This window comes from Bacillus sp. PAMC28571 (assembly GCF_014250435.1).
Taxonomy (GTDB): Bacteria; Bacillota; Bacilli; order Bacillales; family Bacillaceae; genus Bacillus; species Bacillus safensis.
Map to the genome: position 1 here is coordinate 2,999,636 of NZ_CP060191.1, position 18,904 is coordinate 3,018,539.

Annotated in this window: 16 protein-coding genes; 4 read left to right on the plus strand and 12 right to left on the minus strand. The window is 43.8% G+C overall.

Annotation, left to right across the window (positions count from 1 at the left end; genetic code table 11):
* The first annotated feature begins 9 nt into the window (after positions 1–9).
* Complete coding sequence (locus H7F25_RS15220; RefSeq protein WP_080780817.1) at positions 10–1,200, plus strand: CDP-glycerol glycerophosphotransferase family protein; 1,191 nt, start codon at positions 10–12, stop codon at positions 1,198–1,200.
* A gap of 17 nt (positions 1,201–1,217) precedes the next feature.
* Here H7F25_RS15220 and H7F25_RS15225 read toward each other — a convergent pair whose 3' ends face one another.
* The 12 genes from H7F25_RS15225 to H7F25_RS15280 form a co-directional block, all read right to left on the minus strand.
* A complete protein-coding gene (locus tag H7F25_RS15225; RefSeq protein ID WP_103131692.1) occupies positions 1,218–3,848 on the minus strand; it encodes a glucosaminidase domain-containing protein in 2,631 nt (876 codons plus the stop codon).
* Between the two features lie 124 nt (positions 3,849–3,972).
* Positions 3,973–4,923, minus strand: a complete 951-nt coding sequence (manA, locus tag H7F25_RS15230; protein WP_044333314.1) for a mannose-6-phosphate isomerase, class I — start codon at positions 4,921–4,923, stop codon at positions 3,973–3,975.
* A gap of 147 nt (positions 4,924–5,070) precedes the next feature.
* Positions 5,071–5,892, minus strand: a complete 822-nt coding sequence (locus tag H7F25_RS15235; protein WP_044333316.1) for a carbohydrate ABC transporter permease — start codon at positions 5,890–5,892, stop codon at positions 5,071–5,073.
* Positions 5,889–6,860 carry a carbohydrate ABC transporter permease gene (locus H7F25_RS15240; protein ID WP_103131693.1) on the minus strand — a complete coding sequence of 324 codons (972 nt, stop codon included), beginning with the start codon at positions 6,858–6,860 and terminating at the stop codon, positions 5,889–5,891. The genes H7F25_RS15235 and H7F25_RS15240 overlap by 4 nt, the downstream gene beginning before the upstream one ends.
* A 56-nt stretch (positions 6,861–6,916) precedes the next feature.
* A complete protein-coding gene (locus H7F25_RS15245; RefSeq protein WP_103131694.1) occupies positions 6,917–8,182 on the minus strand; it encodes an ABC transporter substrate-binding protein in 1,266 nt (421 codons plus the stop codon).
* Positions 8,183–8,285: 103 nt separating this feature from the next.
* Positions 8,286–9,704, minus strand: coding sequence for a response regulator (locus H7F25_RS15250; RefSeq protein ID WP_103131695.1), 1,419 nt, complete (start codon positions 9,702–9,704; stop codon positions 8,286–8,288).
* On the minus strand, positions 9,698–11,140 hold the full coding sequence (locus H7F25_RS15255) for a sensor histidine kinase (protein WP_103131696.1): 1,443 nt from the start codon (positions 11,138–11,140) through the stop codon (positions 9,698–9,700). Before H7F25_RS15255 ends, H7F25_RS15250 begins: the two co-directional genes overlap by 7 nt.
* Complete coding sequence (locus tag H7F25_RS15260) at positions 11,137–12,138, minus strand: sugar-binding protein (RefSeq protein ID WP_103131697.1); 1,002 nt, start codon at positions 12,136–12,138, stop codon at positions 11,137–11,139. Before H7F25_RS15260 ends, H7F25_RS15255 begins: the two co-directional genes overlap by 4 nt.
* Before the next feature lie 69 nt (positions 12,139–12,207).
* Positions 12,208–12,663 (minus strand): GNAT family N-acetyltransferase, encoded by a 456-nt coding sequence (locus tag H7F25_RS15265; RefSeq protein WP_044333324.1) that lies wholly within the window; start codon positions 12,661–12,663, stop codon positions 12,208–12,210.
* Between the two features lie 121 nt (positions 12,664–12,784).
* Positions 12,785–13,384 carry a bifunctional 4-hydroxy-2-oxoglutarate aldolase/2-dehydro-3-deoxy-phosphogluconate aldolase gene (locus H7F25_RS15270; protein ID WP_103131698.1) on the minus strand — a complete coding sequence of 200 codons (600 nt, stop codon included), beginning with the start codon at positions 13,382–13,384 and terminating at the stop codon, positions 12,785–12,787.
* Positions 13,356–14,336 carry a sugar kinase gene (locus tag H7F25_RS15275; protein ID WP_234107954.1) on the minus strand — a complete coding sequence of 327 codons (981 nt, stop codon included), beginning with the start codon at positions 14,334–14,336 and terminating at the stop codon, positions 13,356–13,358. Before H7F25_RS15275 ends, H7F25_RS15270 begins: the two co-directional genes overlap by 29 nt.
* Before the next feature lie 122 nt (positions 14,337–14,458).
* Entirely contained in the window at positions 14,459–15,469 is a 1,011-nt protein-coding gene (locus H7F25_RS15280) for a LacI family DNA-binding transcriptional regulator (protein ID WP_103131700.1), read from the minus strand.
* Between the two features lie 259 nt (positions 15,470–15,728).
* Between H7F25_RS15280 and kduI the strand changes: the two genes are divergently transcribed.
* From kduI to H7F25_RS15295, 3 genes are all read left to right on the plus strand, one after another.
* On the plus strand, positions 15,729–16,556 hold the full coding sequence (gene kduI / locus H7F25_RS15285) for a 5-dehydro-4-deoxy-D-glucuronate isomerase (RefSeq protein WP_024423659.1): 828 nt from the start codon (positions 15,729–15,731) through the stop codon (positions 16,554–16,556).
* Between the two features lie 5 nt (positions 16,557–16,561).
* Positions 16,562–17,335, plus strand: a complete 774-nt coding sequence (kduD, locus tag H7F25_RS15290; protein ID WP_024423660.1) for a 2-dehydro-3-deoxy-D-gluconate 5-dehydrogenase KduD — start codon at positions 16,562–16,564, stop codon at positions 17,333–17,335.
* Between the two features lie 102 nt (positions 17,336–17,437).
* The gene (locus tag H7F25_RS15295; protein WP_024423661.1) at positions 17,438–18,904 is read left to right on the plus strand and encodes a spore germination protein; all 1,467 of its coding nucleotides are present in this window, start codon (positions 17,438–17,440) and stop codon (positions 18,902–18,904) included.

Below are 18,904 nucleotides of genomic sequence, written 5' to 3' on the forward strand. Positions count from 1 at the left end.
GACTGATAAATGATGAATATACGCTCAATGATGATTTCATGTTACGCAGCTTTTATTTCTTTCATTGGATGGCTGATGAGCGGCGTGAAGCCTCGTGAAAACCAGGTGACGCTGCTTGTTTCATTCCAAGAGAATGCGGCTGCTCTCATTCATACTTATCAACAACAGGCGAACATGACAATGAAGCTTACTGTCCTCTATACGAAGCATGCTTCTGCGATAGAAAAGGACGAGCCTCATCTGTCATTTCGCTATTTTCATGAAAAAAATCCTCTCCATCTCATTCAATGTCTGTATACGATGTTTAAAAGCAAGGTTGTCGTGACAGATAATTATTTTCTCATGACGAGTGTGCTCAGAAAACGGCCTTCTACCACCTGTATTCAAGTATGGCATGCCAATGGGGCTTTGAAAAAATTCGGGCTCGAAGATGCTTCAAATTCTGAACGAAGTCCCCGTGACATCGAACGCTTCAAACGTGTCTATGCGTCTTTCGATTACATTGTGACAGGCTCAGATCACATGCGTGAGATTTTCAAGACCTCGTTTGGGGTCAATGATGAACGCTTTTTACCAACTGGTGTACCATTGACGGATGTGTACTATGAACAGCACCAGCCTTCCTTGAAGCTAAATAATGTTCCAAAAGGGAAAAAGATCCTGCTCTATACACCAACTTATCGAGACTTTGCAATGGACGGTCTTGTGCTGCCTTTTTCAAAAGAGCAGTTACAAACTGATCTGAATGGCGATTACATTCTGCTCGTCAAGCTTCATCCTGCGGTCAAACATTTAGCGAAAGCAGAAACAGACGGTGAATGGATATTTGATGTGTCCGATCAGCCGCTCTATCCATTGCTTTGTGCTTGTGATGTCCTGGTGACAGATTATTCATCGATTGTGTTTGAATATGCACTGCTCGAAAAACCTGTGTTGTTCTTCACTTATGACTTAGACACTTATCGAGAGAAACGCGGCTTAGTCGATCGGTATGAAGATATCATTCCTGGTAAGGCTTGCGTCACTCAAGACATACTCTTGCAGGAGCTTTTGCACCTAAACGGATCAACCAATAAAGAACGAATCAAAACCTTTGCTGAGGAATGGAACCAATATTCAAAGGGACAATCCAGTCAGCTGCTCCTCTCATTTATTGAACAGCAGCTGCTCCTACACAAAAAACGTCCGGCTTCTCATTAGGAAGCACGGACGTTTTTTTATTTGTTATACACCGGGATATCATAATACAGCGTATAGTCATCAAGCAGGTTATACAAACTATACATGCGAGTGACTTGCTTAGAAGCCCAGCCAATATCTGTTGCATATTGATGAGTCGCTGCAGCCGACCAGCGCATTTTATAAATTGTATCTTGCTTGTATGTGGCATTATTGATATAGCTGTTGCCAATGAATTTTGCTCCGCCAATAATGGCCGCCTCTGGCGTGAACCATTGTTGTTCATACGCATACTTTGCACCAAGATAATTTGGATTGCTGTCATATGCGCCAATGCCATACATGTTATAAACTTTCTTTCCATTATACAATGTACCATTCGCTAAAATGGAACTTCCGTTACCCGTTTCAAGCAACGCATGAGAAATAAGATAAATTTCGTTGATATGATACGTTTTTGCTGCTGTAATAAAGGCTTGTCCTTTACCCGCAAGAATCCCTTTTCCTGCTAAAATCTTTGAATTGACCTCTGCTGGATTGAGATTCGCAGCTTCAGAGAGTTTCAGAAATTGAAAATAAGATTGCGTGCCTTCGGCAATATTAGCTGGATCTACATATTTTTGCACCTCTGCTGCACTTGCATTTCTCCAGCCGAGGTTGATCCTGATCCAGTTCCCTTCTTTCCCAAGCTGTTTCACTTTTGCTCCTTTATTGAGCTGTGCCACAATGTTGCTTGCAGAGCTAGAATCAGGTGTAGAACGGACATTTAAGCCATCCGTATTCACTGTCGATGTGGCTTGGTCTACATATGGTGCATAAACATAGGCCGCACTATCTGTCTGTGGTGATACCTTCATTTGTTTGTTGACCATCTCATTGACAGTAAGGTTGTAGTTCGTTTGCATGACCATTGGGCCATTTTTAATTTTTACGGCTGTGGCGGTCCAGCCATATTGGCTTTTCACAAATGCAATGGCTTCATTTACAGTTGGTAACCCTGTAAATTGCTGCGTAATGTTGATTTTGTAAGTTGGTTTCGTTGTTGTTGTATACGCAGCGGTTTCATTCCGTTTTTTGAAAAATGCCAAGCCTTGGTCACGCAGTGCAGCGGTGGAGATGACACCTGTTTTGATCTGATATTGAGCATAATCGGCTGCGCCTGTTTTTTGAGCAGCGGCCTTCATTTTTTGTTTCGTCAAATAGCTGAGTGCTTGATTCAGTTTTGTCTGATTCACTGTCGGCTCTGTCGTGATACGGTATTGCTTGACCGCTTCTGTCAGCGTTTTTGTACTGCTGGCAATGCCATTTTTCTTGATGATCTCTTGAGCCTGCTTCACTTTACTTTGTTCATATACAGGCGTTGTCTTGAGACTATACGTTTTGCTGACAGCTTGTCCCTTACTTGTCTTGATGCTGCTTGTCAGCTTCTGCGTTTTTAAGTAGGCGGCACCTTTATTCACTTTCGCTTGGTCCACTGCTTGATTGACGACGAGTCGATACGTGCTGTCTGATACCTTGCCTGTTTTTTTCGTTGTCGCAGATACTTTTTTCTTTTGGAAGAAAGCCGCTGCTTTTTTCGCCTCGTCATCTCCTAAAAGGTTTCCCGTCACGACTTGATATGGCTGTGTGGAAGAAATCTTTTTGGACGTGTAGCGCCATTTCTTTTTCTTGAAAAAGGCTACCGTTTTGCCGTAAGCTGTATCGTTCAATTGATTGAGCTTCACGATATAATTTTTTGTTTTTCCCACTCGCTGGACAGCACCTGCAGCACCGGTTTGTTTCTTAATCTGAGCTGCAGCTGAAGCTGCTTGTTTGTTGTCTTTAAAATAGCCTGATTCCAAGCTGTAGACATTTTTTAAGGCACCAGTCTTTTGAATCTTCCCGCTGATCTTTGCTTCTTTTTGCAGCTGGGTAAGGAGCGTCTGTGCTTTCGACTGGTTCGCTTGTGCAGCGGATGTGACGATGTAATACGGCTTACCCGCTGTCACCGTTTGAAGCACTGCTGTTAAGCCGGATGCCTTTTGAAAGCCTTGCAGAATGGTATTCGCCTTACTTTGTCCAACAATACCGCTTGAAATCAGCTGATACACAGTGCCAGCTTTCGTTTCGGTTTGGTATGTACTGGTGACACCTGCCTGCTTTTGCAGCTCAGTTTGAATATTTTTCACTTTCGTTTCAGAATCAATGGTTCCTGATATGACCTGATAAGAAGGTTTGCTTTGATTGATGACTTCATAGGAGCTATTGAGCCCTGATGTTTTTGTTAGCTCAAGTGAGAGCTTTTTCGCCTGACTTTCATCATTGACTGGGTCAGATACGACCTTTTGTAAAGGAAGGCGGTCACCTACTGGAGACACCGTACCACTCATGCCCACTTCTTTTTTTAATGCAGCTGCACTTGCATTCGCTGCTGCTTGCGACTCATATCCTGAAGCAGTGAGCTGATAGGTCGACGTAGTTCCTGAGGTTTGATAAGTGGCTGTCCACTTTTTGTCTTTCTTTAGTGTTTCCACTGCTTTTTTCACTTCTGCTTCTGTTGTAAATACCTTTGAGGTGTTCATCGTATAAATGGATTGATCGACATAGGAGGCTGCTTGCGCTTCTTTACCCGTGTGTAATGTCATACCAAAGGCAGCTGCGAGTAACATAATCTTGATGGTTTTTTTCACGTTCCCTGTCCCTCTCTTAACTTTGCATAATAGTCTACTAATCTCTTTATCGACAAAAACAAGTACTCTTTCAAGTCATTTATGCAATAGAAAAATAGAGGACCCTCTCGAAGTCCTCTTTTCCTTATATATGCGACACAATCAGTTCACAAGATCCTTCAATTGAGAAGCTTCCTGTTTCAGCCGGCAGAATAAAATGAGCGCCCTTTGGCAGTGGATATGTGTGTCCGTCATGCTCTAAAGACCCTTCTCCATGAATCACACTGCATAGCAAAAACGGATAATCCTGCGTAAGCTCTACTTTTTGATCAATTTCCCATTTATACACAGAGAAATATTCTGCTTCGACAAATGTACGAATGGTCACTCCCCGGCGTGTTTCAACTGATTCATCTGCATACCCGTCTACATGAGGAACTGTTGTGACATCAATCGCTTGCGCAAAATGAAGTTCACGTTCGTTGCCATCCTGGTCTTTTCGTTCATAATCATATACGCGATAGGTTGTATCTGAGCTTTGCTGCGTTTCAAGGACAAGCGTTCCTTCGCAAAGCGCATGGATGGTACCGCTTGGCACATAATAAAAATCACCAGGCTTAATCTTCACCCGTCGCAAAAGACCTTCCCAATCTCCACTATTCATCATGGTGACTAGCTCAGTTCTTGTTCTTGCATTGTGCCCATAGATCATTTCTGCTCCTTCTTTGCAGTCAATGATATACCAGCACTCTGTTTTTCCAAGCTCGCCATTTTCATGTCTTTCCGCATAATCATCATCTGGATGAACTTGAACGGACAAGTCTTGGTTTGCATCTAATATTTTAGTTAACAGCGGGAAGCGGTCGCCTTCTATCCCCCCGAACAATTCTCTATGATTGTCCCAAAGTTCGATCAGCGTTTTCCCTTTATATGGACCGTCTTGCACGACACTTGGTCCGTTTGGATGAGCAGAAATTGCCCAGCATTCTCCCGTTTGATCAGAAGGAATATCATAGCCAAATTGATCCCTTAAGGCTGTACCTCCCCATATTCTCTCCTTCAATTCAGGCAGTAAAAAAATTGGTGACTGCTTCATTCAGGATGACTCCTCCCTTTGCTACCCTTTGATAATCCTTACCTAGCTTGATGAAAACTAGTAAGTCTCAACTTTTATTATGACGCTATCTAAAGAGAAGTCAATCCTTTCAGTACAACGAATGAAAACGATAACACAAAAAATATTTTACCCTTTGACAGAGCCAGCAAGAAGCCCTTTGACAAAGTATTTCCCAAGAAGAATATAGACGAGTAGTGTCGGCAGCGCAGCCAATATCGCTCCTGCCATTTGGACGTTCCATTGCACAATTTGACTGCCTGATAGATTTTGCAAGGCAACCATCACCGGCTGATGCTCCGCAGTGGTCATCGTGACCGCAAATAAGAATTCATTCCACACATTTGTGAACTGCCAAATAGCCACCACAACAAATCCTGTGATCGAAAGCGGAAGAATCATATGTCTGAAAATCCCGATAAATCCTGCACCATCCATTTTCGCCGATTCAATCATTTCATCTGGGATGCTCACATAGAAATTTCGAAACATGAGCGTTGTGATCGGAAGTCCATATACGACATGGACAAGCACAAGCCCTGGAATTGAATTATACAATCCGACTTCACGCAAAAATTGAATGAGCGGGATCAGAATACTTTGATATGGAATAAACATCCCAAAGAGCATCAGCGTAAAGACGATTTCTGACCCTTTGAAACGCCATTTTGATAGGACATAGCCATTCATTGCACCTAAAACAGCGGACAATAAAGTAGCAGGAATGACAAGATAAAGAGAATTCATTAAATTGGGCGCCAGCTTTTCAAACGCGATTTGATAGCTTGAAAAATCGATAGTAGATGGCAGCGACCACATTCGCTCAAGGGTGACTTCACCTAATGGCTTCAAGCTTGTGACGAGCATGACATAAACAGGCATCAGAAAAAAGAGACTGCACAAAATCAATAAAGCATAAAGAACTGGACGGACAAACCATCTGGCTGTCATGATGAAGCCCCCTTCCGGCTCGACAGGAGATATGGCACGATAAAGACCGCAACAGAGATCAGCATGACAACCGCAATGGCGGCACCGCCTGCATAATGGTTTCCTCTAAAGGTCATTTCAAACATATACACGCCCGGAACATCCGTGACAAAATTCGCACCCGGTCCTGTCATCGAGTAAATCAAATCGAAGATCTTTAAAGAAATATGAGCCATGATGATGACAACACTTGCAGTAATCGGTTTTAAAAGAGGGAAGATGATTTTCCAGTAAATCTGCCACTCCGTTGCGCCATCCATTCTAGCAGCCTCTCTTACTTCCTCTGGAATTCCTCGCAGACCCGCCAAATACATCGCCAGAGAGAAGCCTGTCATTTGCCAAACAGCTGCAATCACAACAGCAATCATGGCCGCAGGTACACCAAACTCAATTTTCCCCCAGACAAATCCGGCCAATATGTTCGTATCCGTATACCACTTAGGCTGGATACCAAGCGTTTTCAAAAATAAATTCACCCCAGTTGACGGGTTTAAAATCCATTGCCATACGACTCCTGTGACAACGAAGGAAAGGGCCATCGGAAAGAAGAATAAATTCCGAAAAAGAGATTCCCCCTTGATCTTCTGGTCTAGTAAAATCGCAAGTGCGAGACCAGAGACAATGACCGCTCCAATAAAAAATAAAGTGAAAAAGACCGTGTTTCGAAGATCTGATTGAAAGCGGAAATCTTGAAACAGCATGACATAATTGCGAAGACCTGCGAAAGAGAAATCAGGAACAAGCGTGGTCCAGTTTGATAATGACACATATCCTGTCCAGCCAATAAAACCGTAAACAAAGATGAATAATAAAACCGCTGACGGGGCTAAAAAGAGCAGCGCCAGCAGCTGGTCTCCATTCCATTTTTTCCGCATACGTTTAACTTTGTGCACAGGTGTTTTTGTCATCGGCGATGTGTCCATGCGCATGAAGCTACACTCCTTTTTAAAAAAGAGGCGGTGCCTAGCCGCCGCCTCCTTCGTCTTTATTTCATTGCATCTTTTAAAGATGAAACAAACTGATTGCTGTCTTTTTGTGTCACGAAGATATTGACGGCTTGATTCGCTTTTGTCACAAACCCTTCTTCAGCAGCTGAGCCATGAGCAAGAGACGGCGCCAGTTTTGACTCTTTAAATGCCTTCATCGCCGATTTTCCGTATTCATCATATTTTGATACATCTGCATCCACACGTGCTGGAATCGATCCTTTTAGCGGATTAAACGCATCCTGTCCTTCCACAGATCCTAAAACGGATAAGAATTTCTTCACGTTTTCTGGCTGTTTCACACCCTTTGGCAGTCCAAATGTATCGGTGATCACCATAAAGCTTCCTTCCGTTCCAGGAGTCGCCGCGTATCCAAAGTCTTGATTCACCTTCAAATCAAGATCATTCACAAAGTACCCCTTCGCCCAGTCGCCCATGACATTCATTGCCGCTTCTCCTTTTGCCACGAGCTGTGAGGCATCCTGCCAGTTACGTGAACTGTGATCGTCATTGACGTATTCGAGCATACGTCCAAAGATGTCTGCCGCTTCCTTCACTTTCGGGTCATCCATTTTCATGTCGCCAGCCCAAAGTTTTTGATAACCATCTGCACCTAATACACCCAGCAAGACACTTTCAAACAAATGAGTCGCTGCCCAAGGCTCCTTATCTCCAAGTGCAAGTGGTGTGATTCCTTTTTTCTTTAATGCATCTGCTGTTTTGAAAAATTCATCAAATGTCGTTGGCGGCTCTAAGCCTGCATCATCAAATACCTTCTTGTTATACCAAAGCACATTGCCCCTGTGAATGTTTACTGGCACGGAATAGATTTTCCCATCTTTGCTGACAAGGTCAATCAGTGATTCTGGAAATTTGTCTTTCCAGCCTTCTTTTTCATATAAATCATCCAGCGGCTCCATTTTGCCTGCCGCGACCCAGCTCTCATTCAGCTCCGCCCCGCCATGCACTTGAAACGTAGCAGGCGGGTCATTTCCCTGCATCCGGCTAGTCAGAACAGCCTTTGCATTCGTACCAGCACCACCTGCGACGGCTGCATTTTCAATTGGAATGTCTTTATTCTTCTCTTCAAACAATTGGATGAGTGCCTTCAGCCCGTCTTCCTCACCTGCTCCTGTCCACCAAGAGAAAATTTCGAGTTTTTCCGCTCCGCCTTCTTTTTTTGCCTCTGAGTTCGTCGATGAGCTACAGGCAGTGACGATAAGCATACAGAGTGCCAGCAGTGTAAAGCCTAATTTGAACTTCATAATTGATCCCCCTATCCCCATTTTGTAAGCGTTATCAAAATAAGTATAATGGCAGATCCTTGCTTTTTTTCAGGCAAACTTCTTCACTTTTTTATGAAATTCTTCATTTTTTTACGGCCTGTTTTCGATATTCCTTCGGTGAACAGCCGACCATCTTCTTAAACACACGGCTGACGTAATTAGGATCTGTATATCCTGCCTGAAAGGTAATTTCTTTTAAGCTAAGCGTGCTGTCTTTGAGGAGCTTTTTGATTTTATCCAGCCGGCAGGCTGTCACATACTCTTTAAATGTCAGACCCGTCTCATCTTTAAATCGTTTTGTGAAATAGGTGGGACTTAAATCAACATAAGCGGCCGTTTGCTCAAGCGTGATCTGTTCACAATAATATGTTTTGATGTAACGTTTTGCCCGCTCGATGTCATTGATGGTCTGGGTTCTCGCTTCATACACATCAAATAGGTGTTCACAGCACTGGCGGCATTCAGCTGCGGTGCTGATTGTCAATATCGATAGGTCTGTACGGAGTCGTGATTTGAAGAGAATCAGCAGTTCTTTTACCTGCGAAATCGTCGCCCCCTCTAATTGAAAGGCATCAAATAAAGCCAGCGCATCCTCTCTTCTCCCTTCCTCGAGCGCCTGCATCATGCTGTCTGCAAGCTCCGGCAGATGAATCAATGGACCGGGCTTCACCTCTGTTTGGTAAAAGCCATAACGAACAACGCCGCCACTCTTTTTTCGCTGATAATAGGAAAGCTTCGCCTCTGCTGCACTTTTCTGAAGATGAAGCGAGTTTGAGACTGGGTGCCCTATGCCAACGACAGGTGAAGGTTGACCGTTTGTCATGGCAGCTCGAATGGCTTGCAGCACCTCTGCCTTTAGCTGACCTGGTCCCTGCTGACTATAAATGAGGCATGTAAACAGTTCTCCCCCCCTCTGAATCGGCACCGTATGAAATCGTGCTGATTTCTGTAAATCGATCAATAGCTGGTCTCCTTCTGTCCGCTGAACAGCAATGATAAGACCTGCTTCATATTCGGAGAATAGTTGTTGAAACTCCATGGATGTATAGGATTGACCGTTCATGACATGCGCTTCAAGCCACTTTGACTGCTGATCGGCCGCTGCCGCCTGCCGCAGAGACGCCTCCTGCTGAATCTCTGCTGCTACAAATTGAATGGCTGCGATGGTTTCATCTTTGTCAGCCGGTTTGACGAGGTATTGTTTCACCCCCTCCTGCATCGCTTGCTTGGCATAATCGAATGTATCGTAGGCTGTGAGCATAATGAATTTTGTATGAGGACTGATTGCTTTGATCTGTTTGATCGCTGTCAGTCCATCCATGCCAGGCATCTGAATATCCATGAGCACAAGATGAATGGACTCAGATCGCACGAATTCAACCGCCTTCTTTCCATTTTCCGCTTCTCCTGCTATATGACACTCTGGAACCCATTCGGTTAAGAATTTCCGCATCGCTAGCCGTTCTATTTTTTCATCATCGACAATCAGCACGTTCAGCATGCCGGTCCCTCCTTCATCGGAATAGCCAATTGTATGGTGGTGCCTTCATTTGGCTTTGAATCAATTTGAAGGGCATCTTGCACCCCGTAAAACAAACGCAGTCTTGACATTACATTTCGAAGACCGATTCCTGTCGAGTGGCCTTTACTCAGTATGTTCGGATCTTCCTCTTCTTTTTCTGACAGCAATCTTCTTTTCTCCTGTTCATTGATGCCCATCCCATTGTCCCGAATCCGAATCATCACATAGCCACCTTCTTGATAAATCGAGAGCTCGACAAGTCCCTCTTCCTCCTTTGGCTCGACGCCATGAATAAAGGCATTTTCAACAAGCGGCTGTAAGGTAAGACTTGGGATATGCACAGATAAACACGATTCATCGATGGACGTTTTGCATGTAATACGATCGGCAAATCTCGTTTCTTGTATATGAAAATACTCTTTCACCACTTTCACTTCTTGTTCCAATGTAACGGATGTACTAAGAGCAGACAGCGAATACCGCATCAGCGTGGAAACGGATTGAATCAGCCTCGATGTGGCTTCTGCTGATTCTAAGTAAGCCATACGTGAAACGATGTTTAATGTGTTAAATAAAAAATGCGGGTTCATTTGGTTTTGCAGCGTTTTTAGCTTCATATCTTTGATTTTTTGATCCAATGCTGCCTTTTGTTTGATCTCTTCAATCATCATTTTCATCTCTTGCCGCATTCGCTGAAAGGCTTCATTTAAAACAGAGATTTCATCCTTTGAGGTGACATGCAAATTTGCTCCATCAAAATTTCCTTCTGATACTTCTTTTACGCTTCGGGACAGATGAACGATGGGTCTTGAGATCCCGCCAGCAATCATATACGCCATCCATAAGGCGACCCCGATTGATAACGTAAACAGGCATAAGGTAAAGAGCGCATAGGTTTGATGCCTTTTTTGAAGAGTTTGATAGAGTATCTGATACTCAGATAATTCATCATCAAGCAGGGTCATCGTCTGCTCTTGTATATAGGAGGAGACGGTTCTCACTTCCTTCACACTTGCAGCATATTCTTCGATTTTCCCTTCTTTTACATGTGTCATGGTCGCATCACTTTCATTGATGAGCGTCCGCATCATATATTGATATTTTTCAATAGAAGGAATTGCCGCATGAAGACCGGCATCCTTTCGCAGCGCTTGATCGTATGATTTCATTTTCTGTTTTGACGTAAGATATTCTTTGGCAAACTTACGATCCTTTTCAATGGCATAGGCATTGACCTTTTCATACATCGTTTTCGCTTCTGTCGATATATCATTGAGCAGGAGAAAAGAACGAAAGCTCCGGCTATATTCTGATGTGATTTTTGAACTGCTCCAGTAGACAAAAAAAGCGGCTACGTTGCCAAGAAGCACAAGGATTAAAAATGCCAATAACAGCTTACTTCGAATCCTTCTCATGGCTGCACCCCCTGCTTTCTGTCTGTTTGCTGAAGAGGCAGATCCCCGCGCCGGATCACACTCGTTCCCGTGTACTGAAGCGGTTCTTCTTTTTCACCTTTCTGCAAACGAACAAGCGATTCAACCGCTTGATAGCCCATTTCATAAGGATGCTGTACGACCACGGCATCAATTGTTCCATCATCAAGCGCCTGAATCGTATCAGGCAATGTGTCAAATGCAAGCACATAAAAATCAGTGGTTGATCGATACTGTGCGATTGCTTGAATGATGCCTGCACCATCTAAAGCACTTGTACCATAAAATGCAGTAAGCTTCGCATGATCGTTTAATAGTTTATAAGCGGCACCTGAGGCACCTGACTTCGTAATGGCTGATTCTTCTATCCCAGCAATATGAATGCGTTTTTCAGCAGAGACTGCATCTCGAAAGCCTTTGACACGCAGCTTTTGATGAATGGCATCCAGCCTGCCTGTGACAATTCCTACATACTGTTCACCTTTTGTATCTGCAATGAGTGCCTGTCCTGCGATAAAGCCTGAATAGTAATTGTCCGTTCCTACATACACTTGACGTTTGCTCCCCTCTGCATCTGTATCGACGGTGACAACATCAATTCCTTTTTCCCTCGCCTTCTGAAAAAGCGGTTTGTATTTTTTCGCATCAAGTCCCTGTGTCATAATGCCGTCAACATGTCCAGCGATTGCCATATCAATGGTTTTCAGATGATCGTCTACATCCGCTTGCTTTGGGCCCAAATATTCTAGATACACGTGATGAACGTCTGCCGCATCCGCAGCTCCCTTTTGTACAAGCTGCCAATATTCATTATCAAGTTCCTCCGGTACAAGGACAAAATGATATTGATACGTTGACTCCGCTTTATCGGAAGCGCTTTCAATTTTAAATAAATCTTGACCTAATAACGTTAAGAAGATGACAGATACCACACAAAATGTGAGAAATGCGCTCATTCCAATCCACTTAGATAATTTCACCGAGTCCTCCTCCTTTCCACTATTTCCGCATAAAAAAAAGAGCTGCTTATAAGCATACTCTCTCGACCTCTATAATTCCTTTGTCATAAATAAACTGTTTGGATCTTCTTGATATGTACCAAAAGGCGGACAATACTGAAACCCAGCGCTCTCATATAGTTTTCTTGCTGGTTCAAAGAAAGCCATTGCGCCTGTCTCTAAGCTGACACGTGTGTAGCCGCGCCGTTTTGCCTCTTGGAGAAGATGATTCAGCATATATCTCGCTACACCTTTTCGCATATGGAGGGCTGCTGTTCTCATCGATTTGATTTCCCCATGTTCACTTGACAGTTGCCTTAACGCTCCGCAGCCAAGAAGCTCCTCTCCATCTCGCACACTCCACACGGTGACATCTTGCTTTTTTAAATCAGTTAATGGAAGGGCATGAATGCTTTCTGGCGGCGAATGCTCCTTCATCTCTTCTATATGTGCGGTAATCAGCTGATCAATTCGTCCATCCGTGAGTTCATCTTGTAGAATGTACATTTTCAATCACTCCTTCACGATCATTGTACGTGAAGAGTCAAATGTTTACCTGCTGTTATGTCAGATAAACGAACAAACAACCGGCATCAACGAGCCAGTTGTTTGTTCGTTTGACAAGTATTTATGAAGAAAGAACGGCTTGTAATTCCTCTGCTGTACTGCTTTCAAGCTGACTTCCGACACCAACAGCCACCGCGCCTGCTTTGAGCCACTTTGGAACATCAGCTGGATGAATGCCGCCCGTAGGGATAAATTCAATTTCTGGAAATGGACCTTGTAAGTTTTTCATATAGGATAAACCGAAAGAGCCGCTCGGAAAAAGCTTGAGCAAGCAATAGCCATCTGCTTTTGCCTGCATGATTTCACTCGGGGTGAGAACCCCTGGTACATAGAGTGTGTCGTAAAATGAAAGATGTTCTCCAATTATAGGAAGGTATCCTGGACTAACGATAAACTGTGAGCCTGCCTCAATGGCTGATTGTGCCTGCTCCAGCGTCGTAATTGTTCCCGCTCCTACAATGAGGTCCTGCTCCTCTTGGAAGGATGCGATGATGCGTTCAGCATTTGGCGTGGTATATGTCACTTCAATGGCACGGACCCCTTTTTTCTTTAAACGCTCAATCATTTCAATGCCTTCTGCTTCACTACCCGCTCTTACCACTGCAATTAATTTACAAGACGCTAGCTGCTTTTTAACGCTCAAACTTGCTGACTTTTCCATATCTCTCATCCCCTTTCATATACTCCCGCCTTTGATATCGCTTGGCTTCTTTCATAAAAGCTTGAAGTTCCTTCCGGGTTGGCAGTCCGTCCTTATCGCCAGGTGACATCACTGCAAGTGCCCCGACCGCATTGCCTCTTGTCACGGATTTTTCATGTGATAAGCCGTCAAGCAAGCCGCTGATGACCCCCACTGCAAATCCATCACCAGCTCCAACTGTGTCTACGACATCCTGCACATAAAACCCATTCACAATTCCCTGACCGGCTGCACTTTTATAAAAGGCACCTTCTGCCCCTAGCTTAATGACCACTAGCTTGACACCTTTTTGCAAATAAACATCTGCAATCTCTTCTGGCTCGTGATAACCTGTGAGCCTTTGCCCTTCTGCAAGCCCTGGAAAAAACCAATCCGATTGTGAGGCGATATGATTCACCGTCTGAATCATATCTTTCTCCTCTTTCCATAGCTGAAGCCTTAGGTTTGGATCAAATGAAATGGTTTTGCCCGCTTCCTTCATTTCTTGAAGGGCATGAAAAGAAAACGCTCTCATTTCACTGGATAAGGCAGGCGGAATACCAGTCATATGAAGGTGGCCTGCCTGTTTGAAATAAGCGGCGGGAAAGTCGCTTGGACTCATTGTGCTCGCAGCAGAGCCTTTCCGATAATACGTGACGTCAGGGTCTCCTTCCGTCACTTTTGATTTAAGTAAGATTCCCGTTTGAGACCCATCATTTGAACGGAGCACTGCACTTGTATCGACACCCTCTTTTTGAAGCTCTTCTAAAATAAATGTGCCAAGTGAATCTGCTCCGACTTTGCTCACCCAGCCCACATGAAAGCCCAGCCTCGCCAAGCCGACAGCCACGTTACTCTCTGCACCAGCAAGTGCCTTTTGGAATGTATGCACTTGATGAAGCTCTCCAACTTCTTTTGCATAAAACATCGCCATTGATTCCCCAAATGTGACCGCATCCAACGCTTTCACTCATTTCTCCCCTTTCTTGGTACCGGTTTCAAATCGGTTGAAAAAGAGAGAGCATGCACGTATGTATACTCTTCTCTGCCTATCATTTATAAAGATTTCCTCATAATGATTTCTCCATCAAGCTGAATCGTTTGGGGCGCACTTTCATCCCCTTCTAGCCGCGTCTTGATTTTTTGCATGGCTGCTTTCCCCATTTCATGAGATGGCTGGGCAACCGTTGTGATTCCAGGTCCAATCAGCTTATACCATTCTGTATCATCAAACCCTGCAATGCCTATCTCTTTAGGTATCTTCACCCCAAGCTCTACAAGTTCACTAATCAGCTTCAGCATGAGTAATCCATTACCGGCTAAAATCGCTTTTTTCTGTTCGTTTGATTGTAAAAAACGGACAATCTCTTCACGCATTTGTTCCTTTTGCTTTAAATCAATTTCTGCAATGATCGGCTTCTTATGTTTACTCAAAGCTGTCTGTTCATATGCTTCCTTTCGTTCTTCACGAGGGCTGATTCCATCGACAGGCTCAGTAAAGAAAGCGATGTGATCATAGCCTTTCTCATACATTTTTTGAAGCAGCCGGATGGTGATATCACGGTTGTTCGTGGTCACTGTGTCGACTTTCAGTTCAGGCAGCTTCCGGTCTACAAGAACAATCGGTACACCGTTTTTCTTAAAATCCTCCAGAATGTCATTGTTCTGTCCTGTCGTATTGATGATGAGCCCTTCAATATAATGTGCATTCAGCTTTAGGAGCATTTCCCGTTCTTTTTCTGGACGATTATCTGTGTTGCACACCATGATGCTGTATCCATATTCATCACAAATCTCTTCGACCCCGCGAAGTGTTGCCACAGAGAATGGATTCGTAATGTCGGCTACAATAAACCCAATGACCTTGCTTTTTCTGACTTTCAATCCTTGAGCAAGCTGACTCGGACGATAATGGAGTTCCTCAATGGCTTTCTTGATTTTTTTTACCTTTTCTGAAGAAATTTCATTTGTTCTGCCATTGATATATCTGGATACAGTTGATTTTGAGACCCCTGCATAAGCTGCAACTTCATTAATGGTGACTTTCGTTTGCTTTTTCTCTTTCATTCAAAAAAACTCCCACAATTGATCTTCTCATTTGGTTCGAAACCGATTTCAAATAAACTTAAAAAGAGCATATCATAATTGAACGCATTTCAGAAGATTTTTTTGTATGATGATAGAAAAAATTTGTCTAATCAGAGTAAAAGAAAGCGATTTCAAAATAACGGTTGACGACGCTCTCTTTTTCCTCTAAAATTTTCCTTGAAACCGATACCAAATAAATATCAATATTTGTTTCAGATGGAAAGGGAGGCTTATCCAAATGGAAAATCGTTATGCTGTACATCCTGAGCAGGTCAAACGTTTTACTACAGAGGAACTTCGTCGTCATTTTCATATTCCTACGCTGTTTGTCAGTGGTGAATTAAAGCTCTATTACTCGCATGAGGACCGCGTGGTGATTGGCGGAGCGATGCCGGCAGCTGAGCCAATCACACTAGATGCCGGAGACTTTTTACGGACGGAGTATTTTCTTGAAAGACGAGAAATCGGGATTGTGAATGTCGGCGGACAAGGAACGGTCACTGTTGATGGTGAGGCCTTTGTGCTGGAGCATAAAGATTTCTTATATATTGGCCTTGGTCACGAAGATGTACAGTTTACTAGTTCATCAGGCGAGCAGGCCAAGTTCTATTTAGTATCAGCCACGGCTCACAGGGCGTACCCTACGCAAAAAGCAGCCATCGCTGAATTAACACCAAACCACTTAGGGGAAGCAGCTGCTTCCAACGTACGAAACCTGTATCAAGTCATCCATGCAGATGGCATCCAAAGCTGTCAGCTCATGATGGGCATCACTCAGCTTGAAACCAATAACACATGGAACACGATGCCCGCTCATATTCATGATCGCCGGATGGAAGTGTACTTATATCTTGATATCGAAGAGGATGCACGGGTCTTTCATTTTATGGGGGAGCCATCTGAAACGAGACATCTTGTGGTGGCAAATGAGGAAGCAGTCATTTCACCTGCCTGGTCCATTCATTCAGGCTCAGGAACAGCGAATTATTCATTTATTTGGGCAATGGCGGGCGAAAACTATACGTTCAAAGATATGGACTTTGTCCCAATGGATCAGCTGAGGTAACGAGGATGATGACAACTTCATATGCAGCGTCCCTCTTTTCCCTTGAAGGAAAAACAGCCCTTGTGACAGGCCCCGGAACCGGCATTGGGCAAGGCATTGCCGTCGCGCTTGCCAAATCAGGTGCAGATATCATCGGTACGTACCATCACACACCGCTTGAAGAAACAAAGACACTTGTCGAACAGGCAGGCCGATCATTTCATGCGGTTCAGGTTGATTTTTCTAATCCTCAGTCTGCAAAGCAAGCTGTCGATGCCATATTAAAGAAGCATACGATTGATATTTTAATCAATAATGCTGGAACCATTAAAAGAGAGCAGGCGGCTCACTATTCAGAGGAAGATTGGCATACGGTCATGGATGTGAATATCAACAGTCTCTTTTTCCTCACGCAAAAGGTTGGACAGCAGATGCTGAAAAATGGGCAAGGGAAAATCGTTAATATCGCCTCCCTTCTATCGTTTCAAGGCGGCGTCTTTGTCCCTGCTTATACAGCAAGTAAGCATGCTGTCGCTGGGCTGACGAAAGCTTTTGCCAACGAATGGGCAAGCCAGCATATTCAAGTGAATGCGATTGCGCCTGGGTATATTGCGACTAATAACACACAAGCCATTCGTGACGATGAAAATCGAAATGAAGAGATTCTGAAACGAATTCCCGCCGGGCGCTGGGGAAAGCCTGAGGATCTAGCCGGTGCTGCTGTTTTCCTTAGCTCACCAGCTTCTGATTATATGAACGGCCACATTTTAGCTGTTGATGGCGGATGGCTTGCAAGATAAACAAACGAGAGAATTCCTATCCAGGATTCTCTTTTTTCTATTTGTATAATTCTCCACCTTCCGAGTCACTCTATAAAAAACATGTGATGAGGGTGAGGTATTATGAAAAGTCGTATTGAACAAGATATAGCGTCCGTCATTAAGCGTGTCAAAAGCTTTGCCGGAAGAAGTGATGATATCGTGTTCCACTCTTTTTCATTTGGTCCTTCCACTATTTCTGCATGTCTCGTGTACGTTGAAGGACTCACAGAATTTGAGATGCTTTCTAAGCAAATCATTTCACCAATGCAAAAGGAACTCGACATCACTGAGGTTGGTTCTACTACACTTTCCTCCCTTTCAAAAACGTTCTTTGGCATTCAAAATGATGTGCTGGATGATATGAACCTTGCCATCGAGCAGTTATATAGCGGCAAGGCTATTTTATTTGTAGATGGAGCGGCTCAAGCGCTTGCGCTCCATACAAATCTTTTTCAATTTAGGGAAGTAGAAGAGCCGCAATCTGAAGTTCTAGTGAGAGGACCACGGATCGGATTTATTGAGAATCTTGAAAAAAACACGGCTTTACTCCGTGAACGGGCAAACGACCCAAATCTTGTGATTCAAAAGGTGAGTATCGGTACTCGCAATAAAAAATCCGCTGCTCTTGTGTATGTTCGCGATATTGCTGATCCTAAACTAGTAGAAGATGTTCTATCACGCATGACCGAAATCAAAATGGATGACATCCCTGAAACCGGCTATATTGAACAGTTGATTGAGGACAGTCACATCTCCATTTTTCCACAAATTCAAAACACAGAACGTCCTGACCGGGTGATTGCATCTGTGCTTGAAGGAAAAGTCTCCATTTTGCTCGATGGGACTCCTTTTGCCCTTATTTTACCTATGACACTTACAGCTTTAATGCAATCTCCGGAAGATTATTATCAGAGGTGGACAAGCGCGACTCTTTTGCGTTTACTTCGTTATATTGCCGTGCTCCTCACGATTTTTTTACCCGGGCTTTACATTGCACTTGTCTCTTATCATCCCGGTTTATTACCGACAAGAATGGCACTCACCATCGCAGGCAGCAGGCAGAATGTTCCCTTCCCTCCTGTTGTCGAAGCCATTCTCATGTCTTTTACGATAGAGCTGCTGCGTGAAGCTGGACTACGGCTTCCAAGAGCCATCGGACAGACAATTGGGCTCATTGGCGGCGTAATTATTGGTCAGGCAGCTGTCCAAGCTAATATCGTCAGTGCCTTAATGGTGATTATTGTGTCACTGACTGCATTGGCTGACTTCACGGCACCGTCATATGACTTTAGTTTCCCACTGCGTATTTTGCGGTTTATGGCGATTTTTAGTTCAGCATTGTTTGGATTATACGGCTTAATCATGTGTTATTTATTTGTGCTTTGTCACTTGATGCAATTAAAGACCTTTGGTTTTGACTATTTCACACCAGTGTTGTCTTCACCGTTTTCAGATCTAAAGGATACGTACGTTCGTTTACCAATCGGGCTATTTAAATCCAGACCAAAAACAGCAAAAATAAAAAATCTCAAAAGACAAGGAGATTAA